This is a genomic window from Burkholderia sp. HI2761, from assembly GCF_002223355.1.
Lineage (GTDB): Bacteria > Pseudomonadota > Gammaproteobacteria > Burkholderiales > Burkholderiaceae > Burkholderia.
Genome location: NZ_NKFN01000004.1, coordinates 1,145,607 through 1,168,260, shown reverse-complemented (window position 1 = coordinate 1,168,260; position 22,654 = coordinate 1,145,607). Strand labels below are relative to the sequence as shown.

32 protein-coding genes and 1 pseudogene are annotated in these 22,654 nt (G+C 65.9%); 2 read left to right on the top strand and 31 right to left on the bottom strand.

Features of this window, described 5'->3' with window-relative positions; translation table 11 throughout:
* Position 1: 1 nt before the first annotated feature.
* The 19 genes and pseudogenes from CFB46_RS12200 to CFB46_RS12110 all read right to left on the bottom strand — a co-directional run bounded on the left by CFB46_RS12200 (position 2) and on the right by CFB46_RS12110 (position 15,678).
* Complete coding sequence (locus tag CFB46_RS12200; protein WP_089500096.1) at positions 2-2,008, bottom strand: mannosyl-glycoprotein endo-beta-N-acetylglucosamidase; 2,007 nt, start codon at positions 2,006-2,008, stop codon at positions 2-4.
* On the bottom strand, positions 2,001-2,156 hold the full coding sequence (locus tag CFB46_RS36860; protein ID WP_373558186.1) for a DUF6889 family protein: 156 nt from the start codon (positions 2,154-2,156) through the stop codon (positions 2,001-2,003). Before CFB46_RS36860 ends, CFB46_RS12200 begins: the two co-directional genes overlap by 8 nt.
* A 35-nt stretch (positions 2,157-2,191) precedes the next feature.
* Positions 2,192-2,773 carry a phage tail assembly chaperone gene (locus CFB46_RS12190; protein WP_089500095.1) on the bottom strand — a complete coding sequence of 194 codons (582 nt, stop codon included), beginning with the start codon at positions 2,771-2,773 and terminating at the stop codon, positions 2,192-2,194.
* A 2-nt stretch (positions 2,774-2,775) separates the two neighbouring features.
* Entirely contained in the window at positions 2,776-3,216 is a 441-nt protein-coding gene (locus CFB46_RS12185) for a phage protein (protein WP_089500094.1), read from the bottom strand.
* A 15-nt stretch (positions 3,217-3,231) separates the two neighbouring features.
* Positions 3,232-4,707 (bottom strand): DUF3383 domain-containing protein, encoded by a 1,476-nt coding sequence (locus CFB46_RS12180; RefSeq protein WP_089500093.1) that lies wholly within the window; start codon positions 4,705-4,707, stop codon positions 3,232-3,234.
* Positions 4,708-4,716: 9 nt separating this feature from the next.
* Positions 4,717-5,307, bottom strand: coding sequence for a phage neck terminator protein (locus CFB46_RS12175; protein WP_089500092.1), 591 nt, complete (start codon positions 5,305-5,307; stop codon positions 4,717-4,719).
* 4 nt (positions 5,308-5,311) lie between these two features.
* Positions 5,312-5,683: a hypothetical protein gene (locus CFB46_RS12170; RefSeq protein WP_089500091.1), complete on the bottom strand. Its 372-nt coding sequence runs from the start codon at positions 5,681-5,683 to the stop codon at positions 5,312-5,314.
* 61 nt (positions 5,684-5,744) lie between these two features.
* Entirely contained in the window at positions 5,745-6,224 is a 480-nt protein-coding gene (locus tag CFB46_RS12165) for a hypothetical protein (RefSeq protein ID WP_089500090.1), read from the bottom strand.
* 28 nt (positions 6,225-6,252) lie between these two features.
* Complete coding sequence (locus CFB46_RS12160) at positions 6,253-6,636, bottom strand: DUF4054 domain-containing protein (protein WP_089500089.1); 384 nt, start codon at positions 6,634-6,636, stop codon at positions 6,253-6,255.
* A gap of 62 nt (positions 6,637-6,698) precedes the next feature.
* Positions 6,699-7,166, bottom strand: coding sequence for an STY1053 family phage-associated protein (locus tag CFB46_RS12155; RefSeq protein WP_089500088.1), 468 nt, complete (start codon positions 7,164-7,166; stop codon positions 6,699-6,701).
* 1 nt (position 7,167) lies between these two features.
* Entirely contained in the window at positions 7,168-8,259 is a 1,092-nt protein-coding gene (locus CFB46_RS12150) for a DUF2184 domain-containing protein (protein ID WP_089500087.1), read from the bottom strand.
* A gap of 69 nt (positions 8,260-8,328) precedes the next feature.
* Positions 8,329-8,835, bottom strand: coding sequence for a structural cement protein Gp24 (locus tag CFB46_RS12145; protein ID WP_089500086.1), 507 nt, complete (start codon positions 8,833-8,835; stop codon positions 8,329-8,331).
* Between the two features lie 9 nt (positions 8,836-8,844).
* Positions 8,845-10,305: a DUF2213 domain-containing protein gene (locus CFB46_RS12140; protein ID WP_089500085.1), complete on the bottom strand. Its 1,461-nt coding sequence runs from the start codon at positions 10,303-10,305 to the stop codon at positions 8,845-8,847.
* A gap of 171 nt (positions 10,306-10,476) precedes the next feature.
* Entirely contained in the window at positions 10,477-10,761 is a 285-nt protein-coding gene (locus tag CFB46_RS12135) for a DUF6527 family protein (RefSeq protein ID WP_227789499.1), read from the bottom strand.
* 10 nt (positions 10,762-10,771) lie between these two features.
* Positions 10,772-11,527: a phage head morphogenesis protein gene (locus tag CFB46_RS12130; protein ID WP_089500083.1), complete on the bottom strand. Its 756-nt coding sequence runs from the start codon at positions 11,525-11,527 to the stop codon at positions 10,772-10,774.
* Complete coding sequence (locus CFB46_RS12125) at positions 11,524-12,990, bottom strand: DUF1073 domain-containing protein (RefSeq protein ID WP_089500082.1); 1,467 nt, start codon at positions 12,988-12,990, stop codon at positions 11,524-11,526. Before CFB46_RS12125 ends, CFB46_RS12130 begins: the two co-directional genes overlap by 4 nt.
* Positions 12,991-13,010: 20 nt before the next feature.
* The gene (terL, locus tag CFB46_RS12120; protein ID WP_089500081.1) at positions 13,011-14,564 is read right to left on the bottom strand and encodes a phage terminase large subunit; all 1,554 of its coding nucleotides are present in this window, start codon (positions 14,562-14,564) and stop codon (positions 13,011-13,013) included.
* On the bottom strand, positions 14,515-14,994 hold the full coding sequence (locus CFB46_RS12115) for a DUF2280 domain-containing protein (RefSeq protein WP_089500080.1): 480 nt from the start codon (positions 14,992-14,994) through the stop codon (positions 14,515-14,517). The genes terL and CFB46_RS12115 overlap by 50 nt, the downstream gene beginning before the upstream one ends.
* Before the next feature lie 18 nt (positions 14,995-15,012).
* Positions 15,013-15,678, bottom strand: a pseudogene (locus CFB46_RS12110) (putative metallopeptidase).
* Positions 15,679-15,812: 134 nt separating this feature from the next.
* Between CFB46_RS12110 and CFB46_RS12105 the strand changes: the two are divergent.
* Positions 15,813-16,160, top strand: coding sequence for a DUF6173 family protein (locus CFB46_RS12105; protein WP_089500079.1), 348 nt, complete (start codon positions 15,813-15,815; stop codon positions 16,158-16,160).
* Positions 16,161-16,278: 118 nt separating this feature from the next.
* Here CFB46_RS12105 and CFB46_RS12100 read toward each other — a convergent pair whose 3' ends face one another.
* Genes CFB46_RS12100 through CFB46_RS12070 form a run of 7 tightly spaced genes read right to left on the bottom strand, consistent with a single transcriptional unit; the run spans position 16,279 to position 19,743 of the window.
* A complete protein-coding gene (locus CFB46_RS12100; protein WP_089500078.1) occupies positions 16,279-16,938 on the bottom strand; it encodes a hypothetical protein in 660 nt (219 codons plus the stop codon).
* The gene (locus tag CFB46_RS12095; RefSeq protein ID WP_089500077.1) at positions 16,935-17,261 is read right to left on the bottom strand and encodes a hypothetical protein; all 327 of its coding nucleotides are present in this window, start codon (positions 17,259-17,261) and stop codon (positions 16,935-16,937) included. The genes CFB46_RS12100 and CFB46_RS12095 overlap by 4 nt, the downstream gene beginning before the upstream one ends.
* Positions 17,262-17,272: 11 nt before the next feature.
* Positions 17,273-17,743: a RusA family crossover junction endodeoxyribonuclease gene (locus CFB46_RS12090; RefSeq protein ID WP_089500076.1), complete on the bottom strand. Its 471-nt coding sequence runs from the start codon at positions 17,741-17,743 to the stop codon at positions 17,273-17,275.
* Positions 17,740-17,913 (bottom strand): hypothetical protein, encoded by a 174-nt coding sequence (locus CFB46_RS35880; RefSeq protein WP_179235063.1) that lies wholly within the window; start codon positions 17,911-17,913, stop codon positions 17,740-17,742. Before CFB46_RS35880 ends, CFB46_RS12090 begins: the two co-directional genes overlap by 4 nt.
* Positions 17,910-18,170: a hypothetical protein gene (locus tag CFB46_RS12085; RefSeq protein WP_089500075.1), complete on the bottom strand. Its 261-nt coding sequence runs from the start codon at positions 18,168-18,170 to the stop codon at positions 17,910-17,912. Before CFB46_RS12085 ends, CFB46_RS35880 begins: the two co-directional genes overlap by 4 nt.
* Positions 18,167-19,216 (bottom strand): DUF1376 domain-containing protein, encoded by a 1,050-nt coding sequence (locus CFB46_RS36235; RefSeq protein WP_218827925.1) that lies wholly within the window; start codon positions 19,214-19,216, stop codon positions 18,167-18,169. Before CFB46_RS36235 ends, CFB46_RS12085 begins: the two co-directional genes overlap by 4 nt.
* Positions 19,217-19,272: 56 nt before the next feature.
* Positions 19,273-19,743 (bottom strand): XF1762 family protein, encoded by a 471-nt coding sequence (locus tag CFB46_RS12070; protein ID WP_089500074.1) that lies wholly within the window; start codon positions 19,741-19,743, stop codon positions 19,273-19,275.
* A gap of 53 nt (positions 19,744-19,796) precedes the next feature.
* On the opposite strand from CFB46_RS12070, the gene CFB46_RS12065 reads away from it, so the two are divergent.
* Complete coding sequence (locus CFB46_RS12065; protein WP_089500073.1) at positions 19,797-20,429, top strand: hypothetical protein; 633 nt, start codon at positions 19,797-19,799, stop codon at positions 20,427-20,429.
* 113 nt (positions 20,430-20,542) lie between these two features.
* Here CFB46_RS12065 and CFB46_RS12060 read toward each other — a convergent pair whose 3' ends face one another.
* The 5 genes from CFB46_RS12060 to CFB46_RS12040 are packed head-to-tail and all read right to left on the bottom strand — an operon-like array spanning position 20,543 to position 22,488.
* The gene (locus CFB46_RS12060) at positions 20,543-21,412 is read right to left on the bottom strand and encodes a hypothetical protein (RefSeq protein WP_089500072.1); all 870 of its coding nucleotides are present in this window, start codon (positions 21,410-21,412) and stop codon (positions 20,543-20,545) included.
* Positions 21,409-21,621: a hypothetical protein gene (locus tag CFB46_RS12055; RefSeq protein ID WP_227789501.1), complete on the bottom strand. Its 213-nt coding sequence runs from the start codon at positions 21,619-21,621 to the stop codon at positions 21,409-21,411. Before CFB46_RS12055 ends, CFB46_RS12060 begins: the two co-directional genes overlap by 4 nt.
* Before the next feature lie 53 nt (positions 21,622-21,674).
* Positions 21,675-21,902, bottom strand: coding sequence for a hypothetical protein (locus tag CFB46_RS12050; RefSeq protein ID WP_089500070.1), 228 nt, complete (start codon positions 21,900-21,902; stop codon positions 21,675-21,677).
* Complete coding sequence (locus tag CFB46_RS12045) at positions 21,896-22,117, bottom strand: hypothetical protein (RefSeq protein ID WP_179235062.1); 222 nt, start codon at positions 22,115-22,117, stop codon at positions 21,896-21,898. Before CFB46_RS12045 ends, CFB46_RS12050 begins: the two co-directional genes overlap by 7 nt.
* A complete protein-coding gene (locus CFB46_RS12040; RefSeq protein WP_069224154.1) occupies positions 22,114-22,488 on the bottom strand; it encodes a hypothetical protein in 375 nt (124 codons plus the stop codon). The genes CFB46_RS12045 and CFB46_RS12040 overlap by 4 nt, the downstream gene beginning before the upstream one ends.
* Between the last annotated feature and the right edge of the window lie 166 nt (positions 22,489-22,654).

Genomic DNA, 22,654 nt, shown 5'->3' with positions numbered 1-22,654 from the left:
ATCACGCGATCACCCCCTGTAGATTGCGAACCATGTCGGAGTTCACCGCACGCTGCTCGCGCTCGACTGCGCGACCGGCCGCGTTCGGATCGCCGGCCCCGCTCACGTGGATCTGCGTGGACTGGTGCAGCTCGACCTTCGCCGGGCCGCCGCGCGCCGCCGACTGCGCGGTCAGCGCGGCCGCTGGCTGGTACGTCGCGCGCGTGTTGCGCAGCGCCGCCTCCATCTCGGCGGCCGTGATGCTCGCGCGGTTGTTGCCCTTGCCGGCGTAGTAGCTGCGGCCAGTGTCCGGGTCCGCGACGCTCGCCCATTCGCGCGACGCCGCGCGCAACGCACCGCGCAGATCGTCGCTACGCCCCTCGACGTAGTCAGCGATCGCGCGGCGCTTGTTCCGTACGAGGTACTCATCGAAGATCCGGTCTTGCAGCTTCCGGTCGAACATCTCCGACCCGCTCAATTTCAACCCGCGCGCGGCCTCGGTCAGGGTGCTACCGATGATCTGGTAACGGCCGGCAGCGTTGAACTGCCCGGCACGCTGCGCGGCCATGACCTGCGCGAGCGTCATTCCTTCGAGATTCTCGGTGCCGGCGCGGTATCCGCCGCGCGCGCCGCGGTTGACGCTGTTGTAGTCGCCCTCGCCGCGCGCGATAAGCTGCCCGAATGCCGTGTCAGCGAGGCGCGACATCGCGCCGGCCAGGCCGTCCGGAGCGGCAGGCGCGGCAGCCGCCGGTACGAGGCCGGCGCCGCGCGGCGCCGCCAACTTCGCGCCGCCGCCGCTGTCCTTGCGCACACTGTCGAGTTCGGCCTGCGTGTAACCGCCGGTCGCATCGAGGCCGCGCCGATCCTTTCCGGTCAGCACATCCCAGATCGAGCGAAACTTGCCGCCGGACGCCTTCGAAATCCAGCCATCGACCGAGTCGCGCAGCGCGTCGCCGATCTTCCAACCGGCGAACGCGGCGCCGGCGATCGCAGACAGCCGTCCCAACAGCGTGATCAATCCGCCCACATTTCCGATCAAGCCGGAGATGACGGAAGCCGTACCGGTACCCGCCGCGCCCATCGCACGAAGTGCAGCCGCGGCTTTCCAGATGCCTCGCGCAATCCGGAATACCCCGAGCGCCTTCAGCGCCACGCCGAGGAACAGGATCTTCGTCGACCAGCCGTTCGTCGAGTGGTCGAGTTCGATGAACAAGTCGACCAGCTTCGCGAGAGGCGGCCCGACAGCTTCGGCCACTTTCAGGATTGCGCTCGCAATGTCCGCGATTCGGTTCGCGACTTCATCGCCGTGCTCGTCCATCCAGTGCTGGAACCGATCGAGGCTCGGGCCGACCTTCCCCAACATCGCGCCCTCGACGCGGATGCCAAGGTTCTCGAACGTCGTGCCGAGCCCACGCAGCTGCGTCATGAACTTGTGCGAATCGTCGGCGGCCTTGTCGAGGCCCGTCGTCCGCGACATCTCGCGGTACTGCTGCAGCAGACGTTCGAAGTCCCCGTTGCGCATCGCGAGCATCAGGTTCTCATCGATGCCGAGGATGTTGCCGTACTGGCTGGCGAGCCACGTCGGCTTGCTCGCCAGCGCCTTGCCGAGGTCCGACATGATGTCGACCGTGTCGCGCAGCTCGCCATTCGCATTGCGTGTCTGCACGCCCAGCGTTGCGAGGTAACCCTCGCCGGCCGGGTTGTTGCGCAGGAACCGCGCGAGGTTCTCGATCGTGCCGGTGGCCGCCTCCGCCGAGACGCCCATGTTGCGCGCGGCGAACTCGAAGCCGCGCAGGTTGGTAGCCGATGCGCCGGTCCGCTGCGACACGAAGTACAGGCGCTCGAGCTTCGACGCGAATGCCGCGACGCCGGCGCTCACGGTGAGCGCGGCGCCGGACACCGTTGCGATCAGCTGCTTGACGCCCTTCGTCGTCCCTTCGACGCCTTCCTTGAAGTTCTTCAGGCCCTTTTCGTCGACCTTGAAGCCGAGCGCGACCAGGAACTCGCGGATGACGACCGAATCAGCCATTTTCTCTTTCCATCTTGCGGCGGAACGCCGCTTCGTTGTCTGCTTGCACGGCGATCGCGTCGTTCATCAACGCGACATCGTGAAGCCCGAGCGTTCCGTCCAGCAGCGACTCATACTTGCACCAGCCGCGCGTTACTGGCTGTAGCACCCAGTCCTCGCCGCCAGGCAGCGTGCGGATCCAGCCTAAGTCGCCGCCGGGCTGCTCGCTTGGCTGGTAAGCAGCCCGCTGATAAAAGGGCCGAGGTTCGCCACCACGACGCGCACGACGAGCGGCAGCATCACATCGATGCCGATGTCGTCGAACATCGGCGTCTTGTGCGCGAGGTTCCAGACCTTCGCCCAGCCGGCGCCCTGCCAGCGTTCGACAACGGACAGGCACGTGCCGAAGACGTATTCAGCGTCCTCGTCTTTCAGGCCGGCCAGCGCATCGGCGAACGGTTGCAGCACCGGTGCGATCGCGTCGACCATCGACAGCAGCTCGCGCGAGCGGTCGGCAGCGAGTGCCGGCGCTTCCGCTGCCAGCGTTTCCGTGTCGCCAGCTACTTCGGTGTCGCCTGCGCCGTCTGCCAGCACCGCGAGCGCGGCGTTCGCGCGCGCCTGCTCGCGCGCAACGTCGGACTGCTCGAGTTCGGTGTAGAACTTCATCAGTACGGGGATCATCGGCGGGATGATCGGCGCGATGCGACGCGACACGTGGAACTGCTGCATCGCGCTCAGCTTGCCGATCGCGTACCGCACGCCGTTGAGTTGAATTTCAGTCGCCATGTTCAGTACGTCCCGAGGATGCCGTCGATCTTGATCGAGTCGAAGATCCATTCGAGGATGTCACCGTCCTTCGCGTACTTGATGTCCGGCACCTTCTTGAACGCGCAGCTGCGCGCGGTATGGAGATCGCCGGCCGCAGACTGCCCGACCTCGATCAGGTTCTTTCCCCACAAGCGGCTGTCGAGCTGCTGCGCGTCGTACAGAGCCATCAGCTTCGCGTTGATCGGCGCCGTCTTGAGGTACCGGAGCGTGATCTGACCGGATTTATCGGCGTGCAGGCTGTGCATGCCCTCGCCGTCCGAGCCGATCGTCATCGTGTTCTTGTCGCCCGCGCGCACGATCGTGATGCCCTCTTCCGCGGTCGCTTCGCCGTATCCGAGCGAGAATGCGCCACCCGGGCCGACGATCGTCGCCGTGACGTCCTGAAAGCTGTAAGTCGCCATGTTGAGATGCCTCTTTTATCGGTTGACGTTGACGAGGATGTCGGCGCCGTGGATCGCGCCGGCTTCCTTCGCTGCGACCTGGAACGTGACGGACTTACGCGCCTCGCGATCCGCCTGCGACTGCGTCGCGATGGGAGGCGCATAGACGTAGTAGCCCTTCGCGAGCGTGTCGCCCTGATCCAGCGCGCCGAAGCCGGCCGAATTCCAGACACCGGGCGCGAGATAGCCGTTGTTCACTGCTGCTTCGCTCGCAGCCGAGATCGTCGCCGCGATCAGCGCGTTGCCGCCGTCGGTCTGCGGGATCTTCGTCGGGCTCTGATACAGCACGTTGTAGACGTCCGTCTCGATGCGGTTGCGGAACCAGATCGCGTTGTAGACCGAATCCACGAACAGGCCGCTCGGCGTCACGCCGTACTGGATGATCGACGTGTCGTTGCTGTAGTTCACGAAGACGTTGCAGTTCTTCGCCTGCAGCGCGTTCGCCTGCGTGCTGGTCAGCTGCTCGGCTGCGACGCTCGGCTCCTGCTTGAACATCAGCGTGATTGTCGTGTTGTTGCCGTTGAAGTTGACCGTTAGCAGCCGGCCCAGCAGGGACGACACTGCGTACGGCGTCGAGCTCGAGTACTGCACGAGGCTGTACTTCAGGTTCAGCGCCTTCAGCTTGCTCGCGATGTCGGTCGATACCGTCGAGTCGAGCGCCTGCGGGTTCTGCGTCGTGATGCCGTAGAGGTGCCGCTGGTCAGCCTCGATGAGGTTCGCGACGGCGATGTGCTGCGCATCCGTGATCGACGCATCGGCGAAGTCGAGGCCGAGGAACTGATTGGCGAATCGGTCGAGGAACACCGCGGCGGCATCGACCGGTTGCTCGGGCGCGATGCCGGCCGCCGGCGTGCCGGCGAGACTGCTGGTCAGGCCGAGCATGGACGAAACGTCCGTGCCGCTGCCGGGCGCTGTCGCATATCCGACCGTCGAGCTGGTGCCCGAAGTACTCGACGTCACCACGAACTGCGAGCCATTCCACGCGACCGTCGCGCCGGTCAACTTCGCGTTGATCACCGTCGCGATGCCGTTCAGGTTCGTCTGCGCGGAAAAATCGAGTGCCGTGACCGTCTTCGCGGTGCCGTCGATCGTGATGCCGAATGCACCCGCCGTAACGGCGTTCCAGACGGTCATGTCCTGCTGCGCGGTCGACAACACACCACCACGCAGCGATCCGGACGTCGCCGTCTTCGCCCACCGGCCGATCAATAGTTCCTTCGGCTTCGGCACCTGGTTGAAGTACAGCGCAGCAGCGTAGTACTCGGGCGTGCTCGTGCCGAAGTCGGCCGTCACATCGGTAATGCCGCCGTACGAGCGCGCTCGCTCGTTGGTGTCGATGATGGCCGACGGGCCGAGAATCAGCCCAGTGTTCAAATTCGCGCCCCGCGCCGCCAGCGCGGCGAGGTTGATCGTCACGTTGATCAGACGCGATACCGGCAATCCGTTGGACATGCTGGTCCCCTACGAGTGGATGTTCGAAACGCCGGCCACTGGCATCGACGAGTCAGTCGTCGTCGCCACGGTGGCCGATTTGAGGTTGAGGACCGCGTAGGTCCGGGTGATCTTTCTGCGCAGCGTCACGGTCATGTCGTAGCGCCGCACCCATTGCTGGTTGACCAGATCGGGGACCGGCCGAATTGCGCCGACGCCGACGAACGCCATGTCGAGCAGCTGGAGCTGCTCGCGGTTCTGCGGGATCGCGAGCCCGTCGGCGAGCCGCTGCGCGTATCCCTTCGCGCGCGGCCCATAGAACGTGCACATGACGTCGATGTCCTGGTGCCGGATGTAGGTGTCATGCCCGTCGCCGGTGCCGTCGTGCTGGATCGCGGGGCCCGCGTCCGGCTCCTGCTCCTGGGCGCCGAACGCGCACCAGTCGACGGACGGCTCGGGCTGCTTCGGCACCTTCTGCTGCCAGCGCGGCCGTACGAGGTCGGGCGGCAGCGCCGTGACGCCCGCGATCAGGTCGTGGACCAGATCGTCGAGGGCGTCGTCCTCGGCCGGCGGCGCATCGACGGCTGGCGCCAGGTATCCGCCGGTCGAGCTGTCGTTCATGGGGTCATCCCGAAAGAGGCTTCAGGTCGCACGTCGCGCAGACGAAGCCGCGGCCGAAGTGCGAGTAGTCGTTCACGTTCACGACCGTGTAGGTGCGGCCCGCCCACACGACCTCGTCGGCGTCGTGGCCGGCGCCGCCGTCCATCAGGCGGAACATCGTGTGCAGCGTGATCGAGCCGATGATTCGGCTGCCGTCGGCGTTGCGATGCAGGATGTCGCCCTTGTCGCTCGTCACGACGGCGGCGAACGGCGTCGGCGCCGCGGTGTTCTGCGCTCGGCCGTAGCCGTCGACCGTTTGCGCCATGCGATTGCAGATCAGGCCCGTGTCCATGAAATCCGGATCGAGCAGGACATCGGTAACGTCGAGGAAGGCCATCGCGAGGACACCAACGAAAATGGGCCGCACGCGGCGGCCCTTGGATCGGGGAGACTGGAAACTATTTCTTGCGGACCACGTACGTGATCGCGTTGCGATACCGGCCGGTGTCGACCAGCGTGTTCTCCCGCGTGACCCCGCGGCGCCGGCGCGCGGCCAGCGTCGACTCAGCGAGTTCGGGAGCGATGTTGCTGTTGATCTTCGCGCGCACACCGTTTTGCCCGGCCAGACCGGCTAGCTTCAGCCTGCGCTCGACCTGTTCGAGATCGCCGTCGAGCGCCGCTTCGACGCCCTTCTGGAGCTGCGGCTCGAACTTCGGCCGCGCGTCCTGCACGCCGGGCACCAGGTGCGGGCGCGCCGGTATGTTGTTGGCCGGCGAGCCGTTTTCCATGATGTAGCCGATCTCGGCGTTGCTGAGCGGCTCGCCTTCGCTCTTCCGGCCGGCGGTGCCGTCGGGCACGCCGACGAGCACCTCCTTCTGCACGAGCCCGCTGATCGACTTCAGCACCTCGTCGAGGCGGTCGATTTTCATGCCGTCCATGGGATTCTCCCGATGGGCAGCAGCAGCGTTACAACTGAATGCCGCCCGAGCCCATCATCTGCGCGAGGCTGAGATAGCACACGCCGTACATCGTGGCGTTCCAGAAGCCGCCGTCCTTGATGGCGACGGCCGCGGTGTCGTAGCTCGCGCTCACCTTGTCGACGGCCTTCGACGACTGCGGGCCGGTCACCTGCCCGGGTACGCCGCCGACTGCGGCCGTCTTCTGGTCCTTCAGCGCGAGCGCGAGATGGTGCGCGGTGACCAGCGCGACACCCAGATCCGTCAGCTCGCGCCACCGATCAGCGTTGACGAGCGAGACCGCGACCGTCATCCAGAACTGGACGAGGGAGTCGGGGTACGTCGTCGTGTCATCGAACTCGGGGAACGACTGTCGGAACTGGGCGATATCCACGTGTCACCTTGCCAAAATGCGGATGCCGGCGCGCGCCTGCGCTGCGCGGCGCCGGGAGGCCATTATGCCTTCTTCCCGCCGCCGGACTTCTGGGTCGCGCCGTCGGCCGCGCCATCCTTCGCGGCCGCCGCGGCGTCCTTCTGGGCTGCCTCGAACGCGGCGACCCGCGCGGCGAGATCCTTCACGCCCGCCGCTACTGCAGCCTCATGCGCATCGATCGCCGCCGTGCGTTCGTCCAGACCTTTGCTGAACGTGTCGAGCTCGATACGCAGCTTGTCGAGGCGGTCCGACTCGGTCTGGAGATCTGCCTTCGCCGCGGCCAGCGCAGCAGCCTGATCCGTCGCGCCGGCTTGCGAGTCACCGGCGTCGCCGGATTTCTCCGGCAGCGGGGCGGAGTGCGCCTTCGCGTACCAGTGCTCGGCGATGAAGTCCTCGACTTCCTGCACGCCGGCCTCGACGCGCCGGATGACTTCCTCGCCCTCGTGGGCCAGCCGGATCGTGAACGCCGTGAGAACGTTGATCTTCGCCATGTCAGATTCCGTCCCGGTAAGCGGCCGTCGTGCCGTAGCGCCATTCGACGCGGCCGATACGCGACCAGTAGGTCGTGATCTGGAAGAGCGAGCGATACTCGAGCGGCGTGCGCTGCAGGTCCGTCATCGGGAACTGGACGTACTTCTTGTCGCTGTTGTACGCGACCATCCGGTCGACGGTATTGAGCTGGCCCTGCGTGCCGCCGGCACCGGCGCCGATTAGCCACTTCAACTCGAGGATCTCGAGCGGCGTGCCCTGCTGCGTGCAGATGTTGTTCTCGAGCAGGTACGTCAGGACCGACTTGCTGCCGGCCGTGCTGATCAGGCGCGACGCGACACCGCCGAGCGTCGCCGGCGGCAGCATCAGGCGGTTCGGCTTCACCTTCCAGCCGGACGCTTGCCACGCCGAGGTCAGGATCTCGTTGACGTCCTTCAGGATCTCGTCCGGCGTCTTCGTGTTCCATTGCGGCGTGCCGGCCGCGCCGTTGGCGACGTTCGAAACGCTGCCGACGGCGCCGATCGAGTTCACCAGGCCGGTGAAGCTCATCTGCGGATCGCCGTAGTAGACGATCTGGTCGAGATCCATGTTGCGCTTCATGTTCATCGCCTCGACCTTCTGCGAGTCGATGGGCATGCCGAGCGCCTGCGACTTGATCAGCTCGGGCACCGTGTACTTGACTTCGGCACCCCAGAGCAGCATCGGCTGTGCGGTCTTGCCGATGTCGACCGACGGGCCTGCCAGCGCGTTGCCCTCGTTCGAGATCCAGTTCAGACCGTTCGGGTTGATGCCACCGCTCATCCCGAACGCCGAGTTCGTGAACGACGCGACTTCGTCGGCCGCCGACACGTCGCTGCGGATGAAGATGTCGCGCGACCAGGTGTATTCGACGAGCGGCTCGTTGAGCGTCTGGTCGAGGCGTTCGAGCTGGCCGATCAGGAACGCGCCGCTCGAGTCGATCGTCTGGCGATCGTAGGTGTACTGCTGGTCCTTCGTGCGCGCGCTGATCAGTCGGCGCGTCGCATCCGCGACGGCCGCCGTCATCGGGATCGAGGCCCCGGCCCGGCGCAGGTGCTTCAGTTCGGACATGTCCATGTAATGGCTCCAGAAATGCAAAAACCCCGCATTTGCGGGGCTTCGGGTGAAGCGCTGTTCAGCGCCGGATCAGATGTTGACGGCGATTTCGACGATGCCGTACGCGTCGGCCGGACCGGTGAAATACCAGTTCGAGGGCATCGCGACCGTGTTCGTGCCGTCGGCAGCGGCTTCGAAGCCGCCAAGCGGCTTGCCGGCTGCCGCCGCAGCGATGCGCACATACACCGTGCCGCTCTTCGTGGCCGGCGCGGTGCCGCCGAGCGCGGCGTTGAAGTAGCCGCGCTTCAGGATGTCGGTCACGCCACTCGTCGGCGGCGTCGACGTCCCGAGCGGATCCGTGCCGTTGCCCTGGATCGGATACGCGCGCAGGTTCACGCCGTAGACGAGCGCCGCCGTATCGGCCGCGTTGTTGATCGGCTGGATCTTGCCGTTCACCATCTTCACGGCAACACCGAACGCCGTCGGCGGTGCCGCCGGGTCGATCAGCTGCGTCTCGATCGTGGCGACTTCGGCGCGCTGAAGGTCACCGGCAAAGCCTGCCGGCATGCGAAATTGATAAGCTTGCAACGAGGGCATGTCGGCTCCTTACTTGCGGACCTTCCAGAATTCCGCGTGGATTTGGTTGATGTCCTTCCGCTCGGTCTGAGCGGAATCGTTCGTCCGGCGCTGCGTGACGCCGGAGTTCTTGCTGCGCACGACCTCCGACGCAGCGTTGAAGAACGCCGTCACCGAATCACAGGTCATGCTCGCGACGTTCGCGCCGCCGACCACCGTCTTGACGAGTTCGGCGTTCTCGTTCGCCAGCGCGGCGCGCAGCGCACGGCGGCGCAGCACGCAGATGGCGTCGACCGTCTTCTTGCGCGCAACCTTCGCGTCGAACGTCGGCAACCGCACGCCGGGCGCGAGGATCTCGGCGCGCGAGAGCGCGTCCTGGAACTGATCGCGCAGCGCGGCGCTGTCGCCGGTACGCGCGCCGGTCTTGTCGTCGATGTCTTCGCCGGCACCGTCGTTGTCCATCGTGCCGGCGCCGTCCAGGTCGTCGTCATCGTCGTCCGCGTCGCCCGTCTGCGTGCCGCCGCCTTCGAGCTTCGTCACTCGGTCAGCGAGCGCGTCGATCTTGCCGTTGGTGGCTTGGATCGCGTCGAGCACCTGCTTGAGCGGATCGCCTTCACCACCGCCCGTGCCTTCGTCGCCCGTCGCGGAGACACCCGCCTTCGGATCGGCGCCGGTACCGGGCATGTGGATGTGAATCTGGGGTTGGCCGTCGCCACCCTCGCCGCCTTCATCGCCGGTCATCTCGTTCGCCACCTTCTCGAACGCTTCGGAATCGCGCGTCATGAACGCCTTGCGCAACGCGTCGACGAACTTGGAGCCTTTCTTGGTTGCCATGCTTGCATCTCCTGTCGGGAGTAGGTTGGAACTGCTATCCCCGATCGAACACACGGGGCCACAGCGGGCGCTTTTCACGAGGGCGACGTGGTTGCCCACGATCACCACCTGTCGCGCCCGCCCAGGCGCAATCTGTTCGTAGTCGGCGTCGTAGCCGTTGCTGACCTGCGTGAGCGCGTCGGCGCCCTTGCTCTGGACGCGCCGGATCGCCTCCGCGTCGGTGATCAGCAGGTCGGCGAGCATCAGCTCGGCCTGGTCACCCTCGCCTTGCCGCACGTTGCGGACCGTGCCGCGCGCCACCGACATGTAGTTCGCCGGCGTCACGAAGTCCGGCGGATGGTCGATCGTGATCGGCTTGCCTTCGAAGCTCGCAAGCGTCTCAGGGCTGAACAGCACGTCGGCCGTGCGTTCGGCGACGATGACGCCGTCCTTCGCCTCGATCTCCGGCAGCTCGAAATACGCGTAGTCCTGCGCGCCGACGCGCGCGATCGGCACGGCCTCGCAGAGCAGGAAGCCTTCCGGCGTGATCGACTGCCGCTCGCCGAGCTGCTCGGCTGCGTACACGCCGGACGCGGTGATGCCGTCGCGGGTGTGCGCGCGGGCGCGCGGCGCATGCGAGCCGCACGTGCACGCGTGGTCAGTGGTAAAAATGCGCATATCAGTCTTCGATGCAGGTTCGGACGCCGCGCGCGATGACGCCGCGGACTCGCTCGTAATTAGGCTCGGTGCGTGTGACCCGGCACCAGACGGCCAGGGTTCGGACGTACAGCGGCAACCACCATGCGGTGCGCACTCGCACGCGCAACGTCGTTCGATGTGTCGGCATGCTCAGTCCACCCAGTCAGGAATCTCGACCGTCCGCCCGGCCAGTTCGTGTGTGCAGTCGCCGCAGAACTGGATCCGGCCATCCGTGATGAATGAATGGCAAACGTTCTGCCGATCGCCGGGGCCGGGCCACGACACGAGAATCGACGGCGACAACGTCGGGGCATCGACGCTGCCATTCCAACTCCATCGCGCCCGGTTCGGAGAATCGCAGCCATGCGGATAGACGACGTGCAGCTCACCGCACGGACACTCGAACAGCAACGATCCGCTGCTGTCTCGTTTCATTTTCGCCATATCAGTCCGTCGGAAGCACGACTTCGGCCCAGCACCGGCAGTTGTAGATGCAGCCCGGATGCGCCCGCGCGCCGGACCGCTTGTCCGCGATCGGCGGCTTGTCCCACGTGAAGAACTTGCCTTCGAGCTCGCGGTGGTCTTCGCGCACATCGGAGTCTCCCGACGTCCGCCAGAAATAGCCGGGGCTGCCCACGTCGAGCGCGCGCGCCTCGGTGAGGGTCGCGGCCGTTCGGCTAACCTCGGTTCTCGCGATCGTGTCGGCCCGGCTCTTCGCGACCTGCCCAGACTCCTGAATCGCCTTCGAGAGCTGAGCCGCGCGCGCGCCGTCGACGATTCCTTCCAGCGTGAGCCGGTGCACGCGCTCGGCCGCGTCGAGCGGGATGGACTTGATCAGCCGCACCTGCTCGGACAGGAGCGCACGCATCGTCTCGCCGGTGGCCGCGCCGCGGATCTCTTCGCGTAGCGCGCGCGACATATCGGCGGCCTGCTTCATCCACATCTGCTCGTCGCGCCGATTCAGGTCGGCAATCATGCGCGCCGCGGTCGCCTCGGCCCACGGCGCGAGCGCCTCGGCGTACCGACGCAGCAGTTCCTCGATCGTCGGCGCATACGACGCGTCATCGGCCGGAAAACCGTTCACGAGCACGTCAACCTGATGGGCGATCTTTCGCAACTGGCTGCCGTACTGCCGCTCGGCACCGCTCAGCCGGACAGGGTTTTTGCGCCGGTCGCGCTTTCGATCGAGGGTAAGGATCATCGACGTCGGAAAAGCCTGCGAAGCAGAGAATCGTTCGTGCGCGCGGCCGCACCCGGCGCCGCGCCGAGCGGAAGCGCCGGATCAATTCCAGGCGGGTCCTCGCCCTCTTCGTCGCGCTCGGCCTGCTCGATCGCTTCGTCAGGGATGTCGCCGAACATGCCGGTGTCGGGCGACGACGCCTTCAGCTCGCGCATGCCCTGGCTGCGCGGAATCAGGTCGGCGTCGACCGCCTTCGTCACCGAGTCGACCGTCTTGTTGCCGATCTCCGCCTTCTCCGCGGCTGACATCTCCTGCAGCGGGTTGAACTCGAACGAGAAGTCCTCCGGAAGCGGCTGTCCGATCTCCGACCGACACATCACGTCGAGCAGGCCGTGCAGCGGATTGCGCATCCGACGCTCCTGCCGCGTGTGCACCTTCTCGTGATACAGCAGCCGCGACCCTTCGCCGGTGTCGCTCAAGCCGGCCGGCTGCTGGCCGAACAGGCGATCGAGCGGAATACCCGTCGCGCCGCTGAGCTGCATCGCGAACTGGAGCATGACGTCGGACAGCCCGCTGAACGTGTACTGGTGCGTCTCGAACTTGTCGGTCGCGTCGATGAGGGTGATGCCCTCGTTCGACTGCCCGAGCCGGATCATCTCGACCTGCTTCAGCAGGCCGTTGAGCGCCGGGCCGCCGGTCGCGATGATCTCGCGCAGCTTCTCGACGCTCAGCGTGCGCAGGTGTGCCTTATAGACGAGCTGCCCGGCGCCGACCGTCGCGCTGTCGAACGCGATGAGCCGGTCCCACATCGGCTCGAGGATCGACAGCCCCCAGCCGTTCTCACTGATGCGCTGATAGAACGGCAGCGCTTCGCCGTCCATTCGCAGCACGCGCGAGTGGTGAATCCGGCCTTGCGGCAATCCGATGGTCGTCGGCAGCACGTCGTAGAACTTCGGCATGCCGAGATCGGGACCGAACTCGGTCACGACTTCGCCGACCGGCGGCGCAACCATCCAGCGGTCGAGCACGAGCAGGCCCTTGAACTGACCTCGCCCGATGGTCTCGCGCCGAAGCTGCTGCGACATGTCCTGGCCGTCGATCAGCATCACCGCGATCGCGCCGCCGTACAGCTGCGCCCACTTGCCGGTGTCGCAGAGCTGGTCCCAGATCGCTTTGCGCGTGAGCGCCGTCTCCATCTTCGACACGTCCGTCGGATCGAGCCCGGACATCTCGATGCCCTTGCGGGTCATGTCCTCCGGGATCGCGTCCACCGCGGCGCGCACGATCCACGAACCGCGATAGGCCGCTTCCAGCCAGACACGGTTACGGCTCTGGTACGACAGCGTGTACTGCGCCGCCGACGCCTGGTTGTCGGCGCCCCAGCCGAGCCGCGCTTCGAAGTTGGCGAACGAGTCGACCGTGCGATGGGCATGCGTCGCCGCCGGCGCGCGCGGCGGCCGGGTCTGTTGTTTCCGTTTCGACATTCCGGGAAATCCTGTCGTGCTCAACCGGCAAGCCGCTCCCAGACCGACAGGTCCTTCGCGCCTCCCAGCATGTCGTTGATCGCGTCGACCATCGGGTCAATCTGGTCGTCGTGCATGTGCGTATCGTCAGCCGTGAACGAGTCGCACTCGGTCAAGAAGTCGCTGACCCACGGGGCATCCATCGGGACGCCGACGTTTCCGGCGTCGATATGGCTGACGACGTCCATCACGCGCGTCAGCTTGTCCTTCACGCGCTCGATGCCCTCGATCGGGATGCCGCCTTCCGCCTGAATGTCCTGAATCAGCCCGGTACCGCTGGACTTGTCCTCGACCTTCATCTGACGCAGCACCGGCGCACCCGGGTCATCTGCACCGATGGCCGCGTGCTTGTTCCAGAAGTCGATCGCGCGGCGCTTCAGCTCGGGCGCCTTCCACTTCCCGCGCACCAGGTCGATCAGGTACACGCGGTTGTCGTACCCAAGGCCCCAGCACTCGAACACGCTGTAGTCGTTCCGCTCGGCGGTCTTCTGCGCCGTGTCGGCGAAGATCTTGCGGTACTGGAGCTGCGGCAGCGCGCCGTAGCGCAGGAACTTGCCGCTCTGGATGATCCCGCCGCCCAGCGGCGACGGACGCTGCATGTACTGGCCGTTGAAGACGTACGCGTCGGCCTTCTCGGACGCGAGCAGCTCCTGCAGCGGTTCCTTGTACGGCCAGTAGCTGTACCGGCCGTCCTCGTCGCGCTCATCGCGCTCGACGCGGTCGCGGATGTGCGCGGGCAGCTTCGCGACGTACTCGTCCGTGATCAGCGCCGGGATCTCGATGAACTCCCACTCGCCCGGCAGCTTGCGCGCCTTGATGAAGCCCGTCGGGTCTTCCTCGGCGAGCCGCTGCATGATCACGATGATCGGTGTGTCCGGACTCGCCTTTCGGCTCTTCACGGTCGACTGCAGCTTGCGGTTGGCTTTGTCCCGGTTCGTCTTGCTGTACGCGTCCTCGACCTTCAGCGGGTCGTCGATGATGATCGCGCCCTGCCAGCCCTCGGCCATGTGCCCGGCCCGGAAGCCGGTGATCTGTCCGCCGAGCGAAACCGCGTACACGCCGCCGGCTTTCTTCCCGTCGACGAGCACGTTCCAGCGCTTCTTCGACTTCGCGTCGTCAGCTACCTTCAGCGGCCAGAGTGCCTGGTACTCGTCGGATGCGACGATGTCGCGCGCCGTCTCGCTGTTCAGCAGCGCGAGGTCGTCCGAGTAGCTGATGTGCAGGAACCGCGCGCGCGGGTTCAGCGCGAGGCCGCGAGCGATCAGGTTGATCGCGACCAGCTCAGTCTTCGACGAGCCCGGCGGCACGTTGATGACGACGTTCTTCAGGGTGCCGTCGATCACGCGCTGCACCGTGTCGGCGATCAGCACGTGGTGCCAGTTGACGCGGAACTTGATCGCCTGGCGATGCTTGAAGAAGTACCGGCTGAAAAACAGGTGGTCCCGCTCGCACTTCGCCTTCAGGACGGCCCGCTCGATGGCGGGGTCAATACTCGTCTTCGAGCTTGGCGACGGCGGCTGCGACCTGGCTTTCATCGACGACGACCGTCCTATTCTCGATCGGGCCGCCGTTCTCCCCAGTGTGTTCGAGACGGCGCCGGTTCGTGTAGGCGTCGCCGGATTCCTTCGCAGCCTGCTCGAGCAGCTGCGCCATCAGCGGCAGGTTGTTGCGTCGCTCCGCTTCCGCGACGGCTCGGTCGAGCGCGCGCAGGCGCACCGCACGGTGCGACACACCGATGCGGGACGTGTCGTTGAGGAATTCCTCGCGCGTGCGCTCGAAGATCTCGCGGTACTTCTTGCTGAGCGTCTCGCCGGCCCGCTTCGTCGGATCGTAGCGCTCGCACTGCTGCGGCGACACCTCGACGCCGAACTCCTCGCGCACCGACTTCGCCGCGCGCGACGGCGTATCGAAGCAGGCGAGCGCCTGCGTGACGAACACCTTGATGGGTTCGGGGAGTGCTGCCATAGCGGGAAAACGTTCGGGTTATGCGGCCCGCAGGATGCAGGTGCCGCAGGCGCGAGCGATGTCGGCGTGGCCGACTTCCGGCGCGCGACGGGCAGCGTCGACCAGCTTCGCGGTGTCGCCCGCGCCACCGGCCACGCCGTAGCGCCGGACGATGCCGACGAACTCCTCGACGTCGTGTCCGCGGATGCCGAGCTTCGGCATGCCATCCTTCGTGAAGGCCGGCGCGCCGAACTCGTCGGTGCGCTGGCCGATGTGATACAGCTCGTGCTCGACGAGCGCGCATCACTGCAGGTCGTTGCACTCGCGCGCGTAGTGCGCGTCGAGCGTGATCAGGAACGCCGGCACGCGACCGAACCATTCGAGGAATTGCTGCTCCTGCCGGGCGCGCTGCCAGCCGCCGGCGCGGATCGCCACCTCTTCGCACTGGCCGACGACGCGGCGCATCTGGCGCACGTTCTCGACAGCCGCCCAGAGGTACGCGACGTCGGCGCCGATCAGGTGCTCATGATCAGGGTTGTGCAGCGGCGTGCCATAGCGCAGGAACGTCTCGTTCACCCACTCGGCAACGCCGTCGGCCGGCACGATGTGCCGGATCCAGTTCGAGTCGTCGAATAGCAGTTCAGGCGGTGTGGGTCGATGACCAGTACTCGCCAACACGACGTCCGAACGCTTGCGAGACGCCATTCCACACTCCCGATTTTCCAACAAAACGACCCGCTAGCTTTCGCTCGGTAAGCCAACACCCTCGTGGTGGGCCTCCGAATTGCTGTCGTAGAATCGTTGGGCCGCCACGGTGACCAACTGAAAGGAAAACGAAGATGCAACCTCAAAACGACGTAATTCGAACCGCGCTTGAAGACTACAAGTTACCGACGATCCGGACTGCCCACGAAGCCGCTTTCGACACCATTGTGTCGCAAGTCAGAGACTTCGAAGCAGCATTGGCAGATAGTGAGGCTGTGGGCGGCATGCTCGCCTCCTTCGGCCAAACTGTCACCCTGCAAATCACGCACATATCGAGAGCCGGGCAGTTTTTGTGCTTCGACGGTGTGACCAACGAAGGGGACGTGGCGCGACTTGTTCAACACTACACGCAATCCTCACTGTTGCTCGTCAAACTGACGGTCCCGACAAAGCCCAATCCCATCGGATTTACAGCGCAGTAGCATCAACGAAAAAGCCCGCTGGCTTGTCGGCTCAGCGGGCTTCGGTCGCAACTCTGCAATCTGGCGAAAATCTATACCCTGTCCGCCACAATTGCAAGGGGAATTTTCGCTGTACCTCTTACGCCTCAACGGCCTCCGCGATCGTCACGTTGTTTCGCTCGAAGAGTGGCGTCAGCCGCTTCACCGCCTGCTGCTCCAGCCCGACCAGGCGCTTCCGGATGATCTGCGCGTTCCGCTCGAGCGTCCGGACTGTGATGTGCGTCTCCTCGGAAATCGCCCGGTACGACAACCCGTCCTGACGCTGGCGGGTCTGCGAGTGGCCGGCGATAAGCGCCATGATCGCTTTGCTGTCCGTCACGGTCAGCGACGGCCGAAGGTACGTCCGCATCTCGACCAGCGCGCGCTTCCACTCCGACGAAGGCGGAATGCCCGGGTCTGCTGCGCGCGTGGCGCTCGCGGGGCGCGCCGGCATACCGCAGGCGTAGCGCAGCCACACCGCATTGCGTTCCGGCTTCAGCAGGTGATCACGCACCGCCCCGACCACCATCGCGCACTGGGCCCGGATTTCGTCGCCGCTCAGCCCGTCGAAGTTGACCGTCCCCGACGAGCTGCCGTACAGGTAGTCGAGGAATTCAGCCTGCCGAACGCTCAGGCGGCCAACCGATTCGAGGATCTGGATCAACGCCAGGCGGAACTGCTGCTTCTGGCGCGGCGGCAGCGACGTCACGAGAAAGCTGACGTGCAGCGCCTGTTGCGTGTTCTCGAAGATGCCGTTCAACGCACACCCCGCGTCATCATGGCCAGAGCTTGGCGCGCGTTGAGTTCGGCCATGTAGCCCGTCAGGTTGCTCGTGAAGTCCGGCCGCACGCGCGTGTCGACGTGCGTCCCGGGCGAGCGGCTCGTGCCCGCGAGCGAGTACATCCGGCCACGGCGCTCCGAGTGGCAGTCGAGCCGCGCGAGCGCGACGTCGAGCGACAGCAGCTGGCGCACCGACGAAACCGGATGCTTCAGGCGACGGGAGAGGTCGTGCGCCGAGTACCGCACGCCGGGCTTCATGGCCGCGATGATCGCGTTGATGGTGAGTTTGCATTTTGCTTTCAAGGCCCCGCTCCTTATGCTGACTTCAGATTCAATTCGATCGCCTCGATGCGCACACCCGGTGTGCGCGCGTAGCGCTTCGACACCCAGAGGTCGACGACCTGGCCGTCGTCGACGTACACCACCCCGTTCATGCCGTCCTTCAACGCCTTGACAACGTTGTCGGCGTCGGGCTTCTTCGTCGCGCCGATGGCGCCGGCGGCCGCCTCTCCCTGGCGCTTCAGCGACCAGCTCGCCGGGATCGGCAGCCCGATGTGCACGATCAGGCGGATCGGGCCCGCGTACGGCGCGCTGCTGCGCATCGCCGCGCGGGCGGCCATCTTCACGAGGTTCTCGTACCGCTCGGTCTTCTCGGGTGTGTAGGTCGTGACGTGCGCGCCGCGGCGCGCGAACTTCGGGCGGCCCTTCGCGACCGGCGTACCGGGAACGACAAACTCGACGCGCTGCGCGATAGGCGACGCGGCGATGAGGGATTGCTGGCTCATGCGCGCACCTCGCGCCCGGGCGGCGTCGTCGTCTCGGCAGGCTTGTGTGCATCGCAGTAGTCGCGCCCCTTGTGCGTCCAATGCGCTTTCACGCGCGGGCCATGAGCCGCACATTCGCAGCAGTAGCGATGGCCGCTGGCCTGCTTCATCGCCTTCGTGATCCGCTTCATGCCGTCACCTCGTCGCTCACGTCGTCGATAACCGGCACGCCGCTGATCGGGCGCAGCCATGCATCCGGAATCCAGCCGGTCTTGACCTCGTACGGTCGGAACGTGACGACGTCCGTCGCCGGGATAGGCGTCGGTGCCTCGACGTACCAGCAGAAGCCGAGGTGCAGGTAGTCGCCGTACGGCGCCTTCACCTCGACGATGCGGTCGCGGGCTTCGCCACGCGTGATCACGGCCATGTCGCCGACTTTGCAGTTCATCGCCCTTCCCCCAGCAGTGCGCCGGCCGCGACTGGCCCGGCAGTGTTGCGAAATGCGCGGTTGTGCTCGTCCCACCACGGGCCGTCGCCGGCCGCGTCGAACACGCGCAGCTTGAAATCGAACGGCGGTTCGTCGCGGCCCTGCTCGACGCCGAGCGTGCCGCCGTGCTCGACGATGCCGGTCCACGATCGCCACCAGTCACCGACGGCGCGCGTCCCCGTGGCCGGCTTCGCGGTGCGCGCGGCAAGCAGATCGCCGAGGATCAGGTCGAGCAGGCCGAGGTTCAGCGGCTGTCCGCTGCCCTCGCGCTCCCGGCGCTTGCGCCCCGTGGCAATGGCCGCGCGGAGGTCGGCGTCCGTCACGCCTCGCCCGGGCCAGCTCGCCAACCGCGCGTCATCGGCGGCGAAGCCGACGCCCGACGAGCGAAGGATTTCGACGAAAGCGGCGGCGGCGTTCGGCGGTTCTCCCCCACCTCCCTGTGCTGTGCCGCCGCCGCTTGCTGTGTTTACATCTCCTTCTCCCTCTCTCTTGCGATCGGGGGGCGAATCGGGGGGCGATGCTGTAGGTGATCGGGGGGCGATCGGGTCGGGATCGCGATGCGAATCGGCCACGATGTCTTTCACCTGCTTTTTCCGGAGCCATTCAGATTGGGGGGCGACGCCCTTCAGCAGGCGTGCTGCCTCGACAACCTGCGCGCGCACGGCTACCGTGTCGATCTCGATGCCCCAACGTTTGGCGTTGCCGACGGAGCCCGACAGACTGCTCGTGAGCTTCGACAGCCATGCCTCCAGCACCTTCTCCGCGGCGACGGGGTGATAGAGACGGCCGTCGGCACACTTCACCCAGCCGCGCAGCGCGTGATCCTTCACGCGCTTCCAGTTCTTCGCCTGGGAAAGATGGCCGAGCATACGGTCGTCCGACGGCAGGCTTGCCGCGGGGATCTGGTGCCAGCTTTCGAGCCACAACGTGATAGCGGCCGCGCGCTCGTCGCCGGTGCCGAGGATCCACGTTTCGGACGTCAACAGGCGCTTCACCTCGATCGGCATGAACGGAAAATCGCGGAGGTTGCAGTCCGCTGGGGTGAGAGGATTCGGGAGGTCTTTCATTGGGCTTCCCACAACAATTTCTGCCCACGCAGACGCGCAGCGGTGTCGATGCGCGGTCGCGCAGGCGTATTCCAATTGCCGCCGCCACGCGCGCCGACGAGACGCCATCCGGCGCCCCGCAAACTAGCGCCGCTTTCGGCCGGCAAGGTGTATGTGATGAGTCGGACGTACCCGAGCGCGCGCGCCGCGCGCCACGCGGCGCCATAGAGCACCGAGCAGGCATTGCGCGCGCCGTCGGTGCAACAACGCGTCACCTCGAGCGTCCAGCCGTCGTCGTTGCCGCGCGCGACCGGTCGGCCGACGATTGCGACGCCGCAGATGCCGGTGCAGTCGTCTCGGCCCATCAGCATTGCGTCGGCCACCGCAATGCTGAACTTGTGGCCGACAACGGGCGCGTGGTGCCGGTGATGAGCAGCCACGAACGCATTCGCCTCTTCGAGCGAGATCGGGACGATTACGAGGCTCATGCGCCCTCCGTCGGCCGTGCTACGATCGCCCCAAAATCAAATACGGGGGAATCGTGAAACGCGCATGGGAAATCACTCAGCTCGCATTCGTTTGGCTGCTGATCGCAATCGGTTTTTTGGCCGTATTCCGCATATGGACGATCGTCGCGCAGGCAGCCGGATCGACGAAGGACTTCTGGGATGTCGCAGCCGCGATTGGGACGTGCGGCGCCGTGATCGTGGCTCTCTACATAGCCTACGCCGATAAGCGACGCAAACGCGAAGATGAACTCAGCGCTGCGCGCGTCAGCGCGACCGGCATATATGCACGCCTCGGAGTAGCTATTGGCGCGGTTCGCACGATACAAATCCGAGTTTCGGAGGCGCTGGTGATTGATCGAGGCCCCGGGATCATCCCGATTATTGAGGCGAATTTCGATGGCATCCCGACAATTGAGACCGAGGAGCTTCGAGCCTTGATACCGCTTGGGGACCAATGTGCTGAAAACATCTCGGCGGCGATTGACCGGATTCAAGTTTCTAAGCGCCTTATTGGTATCGAAGGAGCGAAGCCTCGCCCCACAAAGCAGGGGCAACAGGATTGCCTCAATTTCGTCAATGCGATTCTCCTCGAGGCCATAACTATGCTCGACCGTGCGTCGAAAACCGTTCACGCGTGCTCTCAAACTTTCCGAGAAAGTTTTTAACCTGGGAGGAATCGCTGAATTCGAGGCGACGCGCGCCCTCTTCCCCGTCCCGAACTTATCGATCGCGCGTCTCGGATCATGTCCGGCGCCACGGCTGGATTGCGTAAGACAATTCACGCTATCTCCCGCGCGATATGCGGCAGTGGCTCGGTAGCCGATTCGATCGCAGCCTGAATGCGCTCGAGCTGCTGACGGAGTCGCTTGATCTCGGGATCGATGCTGACGCGGCGCACGGCTTGCTTGCAGGCGCTGGCAATCTCCCACGCCCCCGCGCTCGCCGGCAGCCCGAGCGCACCAGCGAGCTCGATGCGCGCGCTATCGATCAGCGCCGCGTCGCGCTCCGCATGCTCTTTCGCTCGATCGAGAATCAGGCGACGTTCCTGTTCGGCTTCCTCGGCGAGGTTCTCCAGCCGCTCGGTGGCCGTCTTCAGGCGGCGTTCCGCATGCAGCTGGTCCCGCACGGCATCCGCGACAACGTCGCCGAGGCGCGCGCGAAGCTTCTTTTCCAGCATCCATTCGTTGCACAGACCTGCGCGCAACTGCTCGTGGTTTTGATCCGCGAGCCGCGCCATGCCGTCGATGATCAGCTTCACCCACGCGTCGCGCGGCAGGTTCTCCATGTTCTTCAGCGTCGGGCCCTTCAGCGACCGCCAGCCGTCCGGGCCGCGCACGATCAGGCCGCAGCCGGCGGGGATGTCTTCCTTCTTGAGCAGGCCGGCCGGCGCAGCGAAGATCACGCCGGCAGCGAAGCGCAGATACGACGTCCACTTGCCGGCCGTCACGTCACGCCGGAAATCGGCGACGCTGACCTTGCATTCGTAGGCGACAGGCTGGAACCGCGCGAACGAGCACGGCACCGTGTAGACGTCCGGCCGCGGCGAGCCGGCCGGCCCGAGCTGCATGTCGGTCCATACGAGGCGATCGGACGCGCCGCGAAGATGCGCGGCGAGATCCTTGGCGAGGTCATCGTGCGCCCAGTTCATGCGACCTCCAGCGGCAGTTCGAGCTGCGCGGCGCCGAAGCGCGCGGCCAGCCATGAGTCGTAGGCACCGAAGCGCGTCACGTCACGCCGGTCGGCCCCCGTCTCGGCGATGAATTCGCGGACCCGCGCGCTGTTCCAGCATATGAAGCCGGCGAAACGACCGCCGGGAAACGCGACGCGGTCCGCCTCGCGTACCTGCTCGGGCGTCATTCCGCGCGACTGCGCGTATGCGAGGAATCGAGGATTCGAGGTGGTCGGCGTGCTCATGCGGCGTCCCGATACGGTTCAGCCGACGTCGCGCAGATGCCCTGCTCCCAGTCGTAGAAGCTGTACGGCCGCGGGCAGTCGTTCGCCGCAGCCCAGCCGCGTCCCCACTGCCGCGCAAAGCACGCGAGCGCGCCGCGCAGCAGGTTTTCGTGGAAGGGAACGCCGGCGCGCGCTGCGCGCCATCCTGCGCGGAACGCCGCGCGCTCGAACAGTTCGGTCAGCACGGGCCGCCCTCCGTCGTGTTGTCGATCGGCGCCGCCTCGGGACGCACGCGCTCGAGCATCCAGAGCTGGTCCGGACGGAACGCGAGGTAGTCCTGCGGGGGATCGCGGAAGATGAAAAGGTGCTTTTCCTCGACGAGGCCGAGATAGGTCATGGGGCGCCCAAGCTTGCGGGTGAAGAGCTTGCCGACGTCGCGGTGGCTGAGCGTCAAGGTCATGCGGCCGCCTGCCGCTGGCCGAACGCCTGCTGCACGAACTCGCCGATCGCCTGCTGGCTGAGCCGCCGGTATTCCTCGATCGCCTTGCGCTCCTGGATAGCAAGCCACTGCCGCGGGTAATCGCAGCCGGTGAACATGCAGAACAGGTGCAGCTTCGTCGCGGGGAACGGCCGGCGCCCGGCGACCAGGTCGCCGAAGTGCGGATAGTGGATGTCGCAGTTGCGCGCGAGTGTCTTGCGATCGAAGCGCCGCAGCCCGAGCTCGAGCGCGTGCGCGAGGCAGTCCTCGAAGCTCATCGCCTCGATCTCCCCGTCCGGCAGCGTCGCGGCCTGCACCCACGGCGCGAACATCCTGAATTCGGTCTGGTTCATACGAAAAATCAATCGTTACCCAGTTGATTACCCACTTGCTTACCCGGTTGGCGCCGGGGCGAAATAACGGCCAGGACGTGCCTGGCCGGCGGTCAGAAGGAGGAACCCTCGGTCATGTCAAAATCGTTCATCCCAACGTCAACCCGCTTCTCGAATCGAGGCTCCC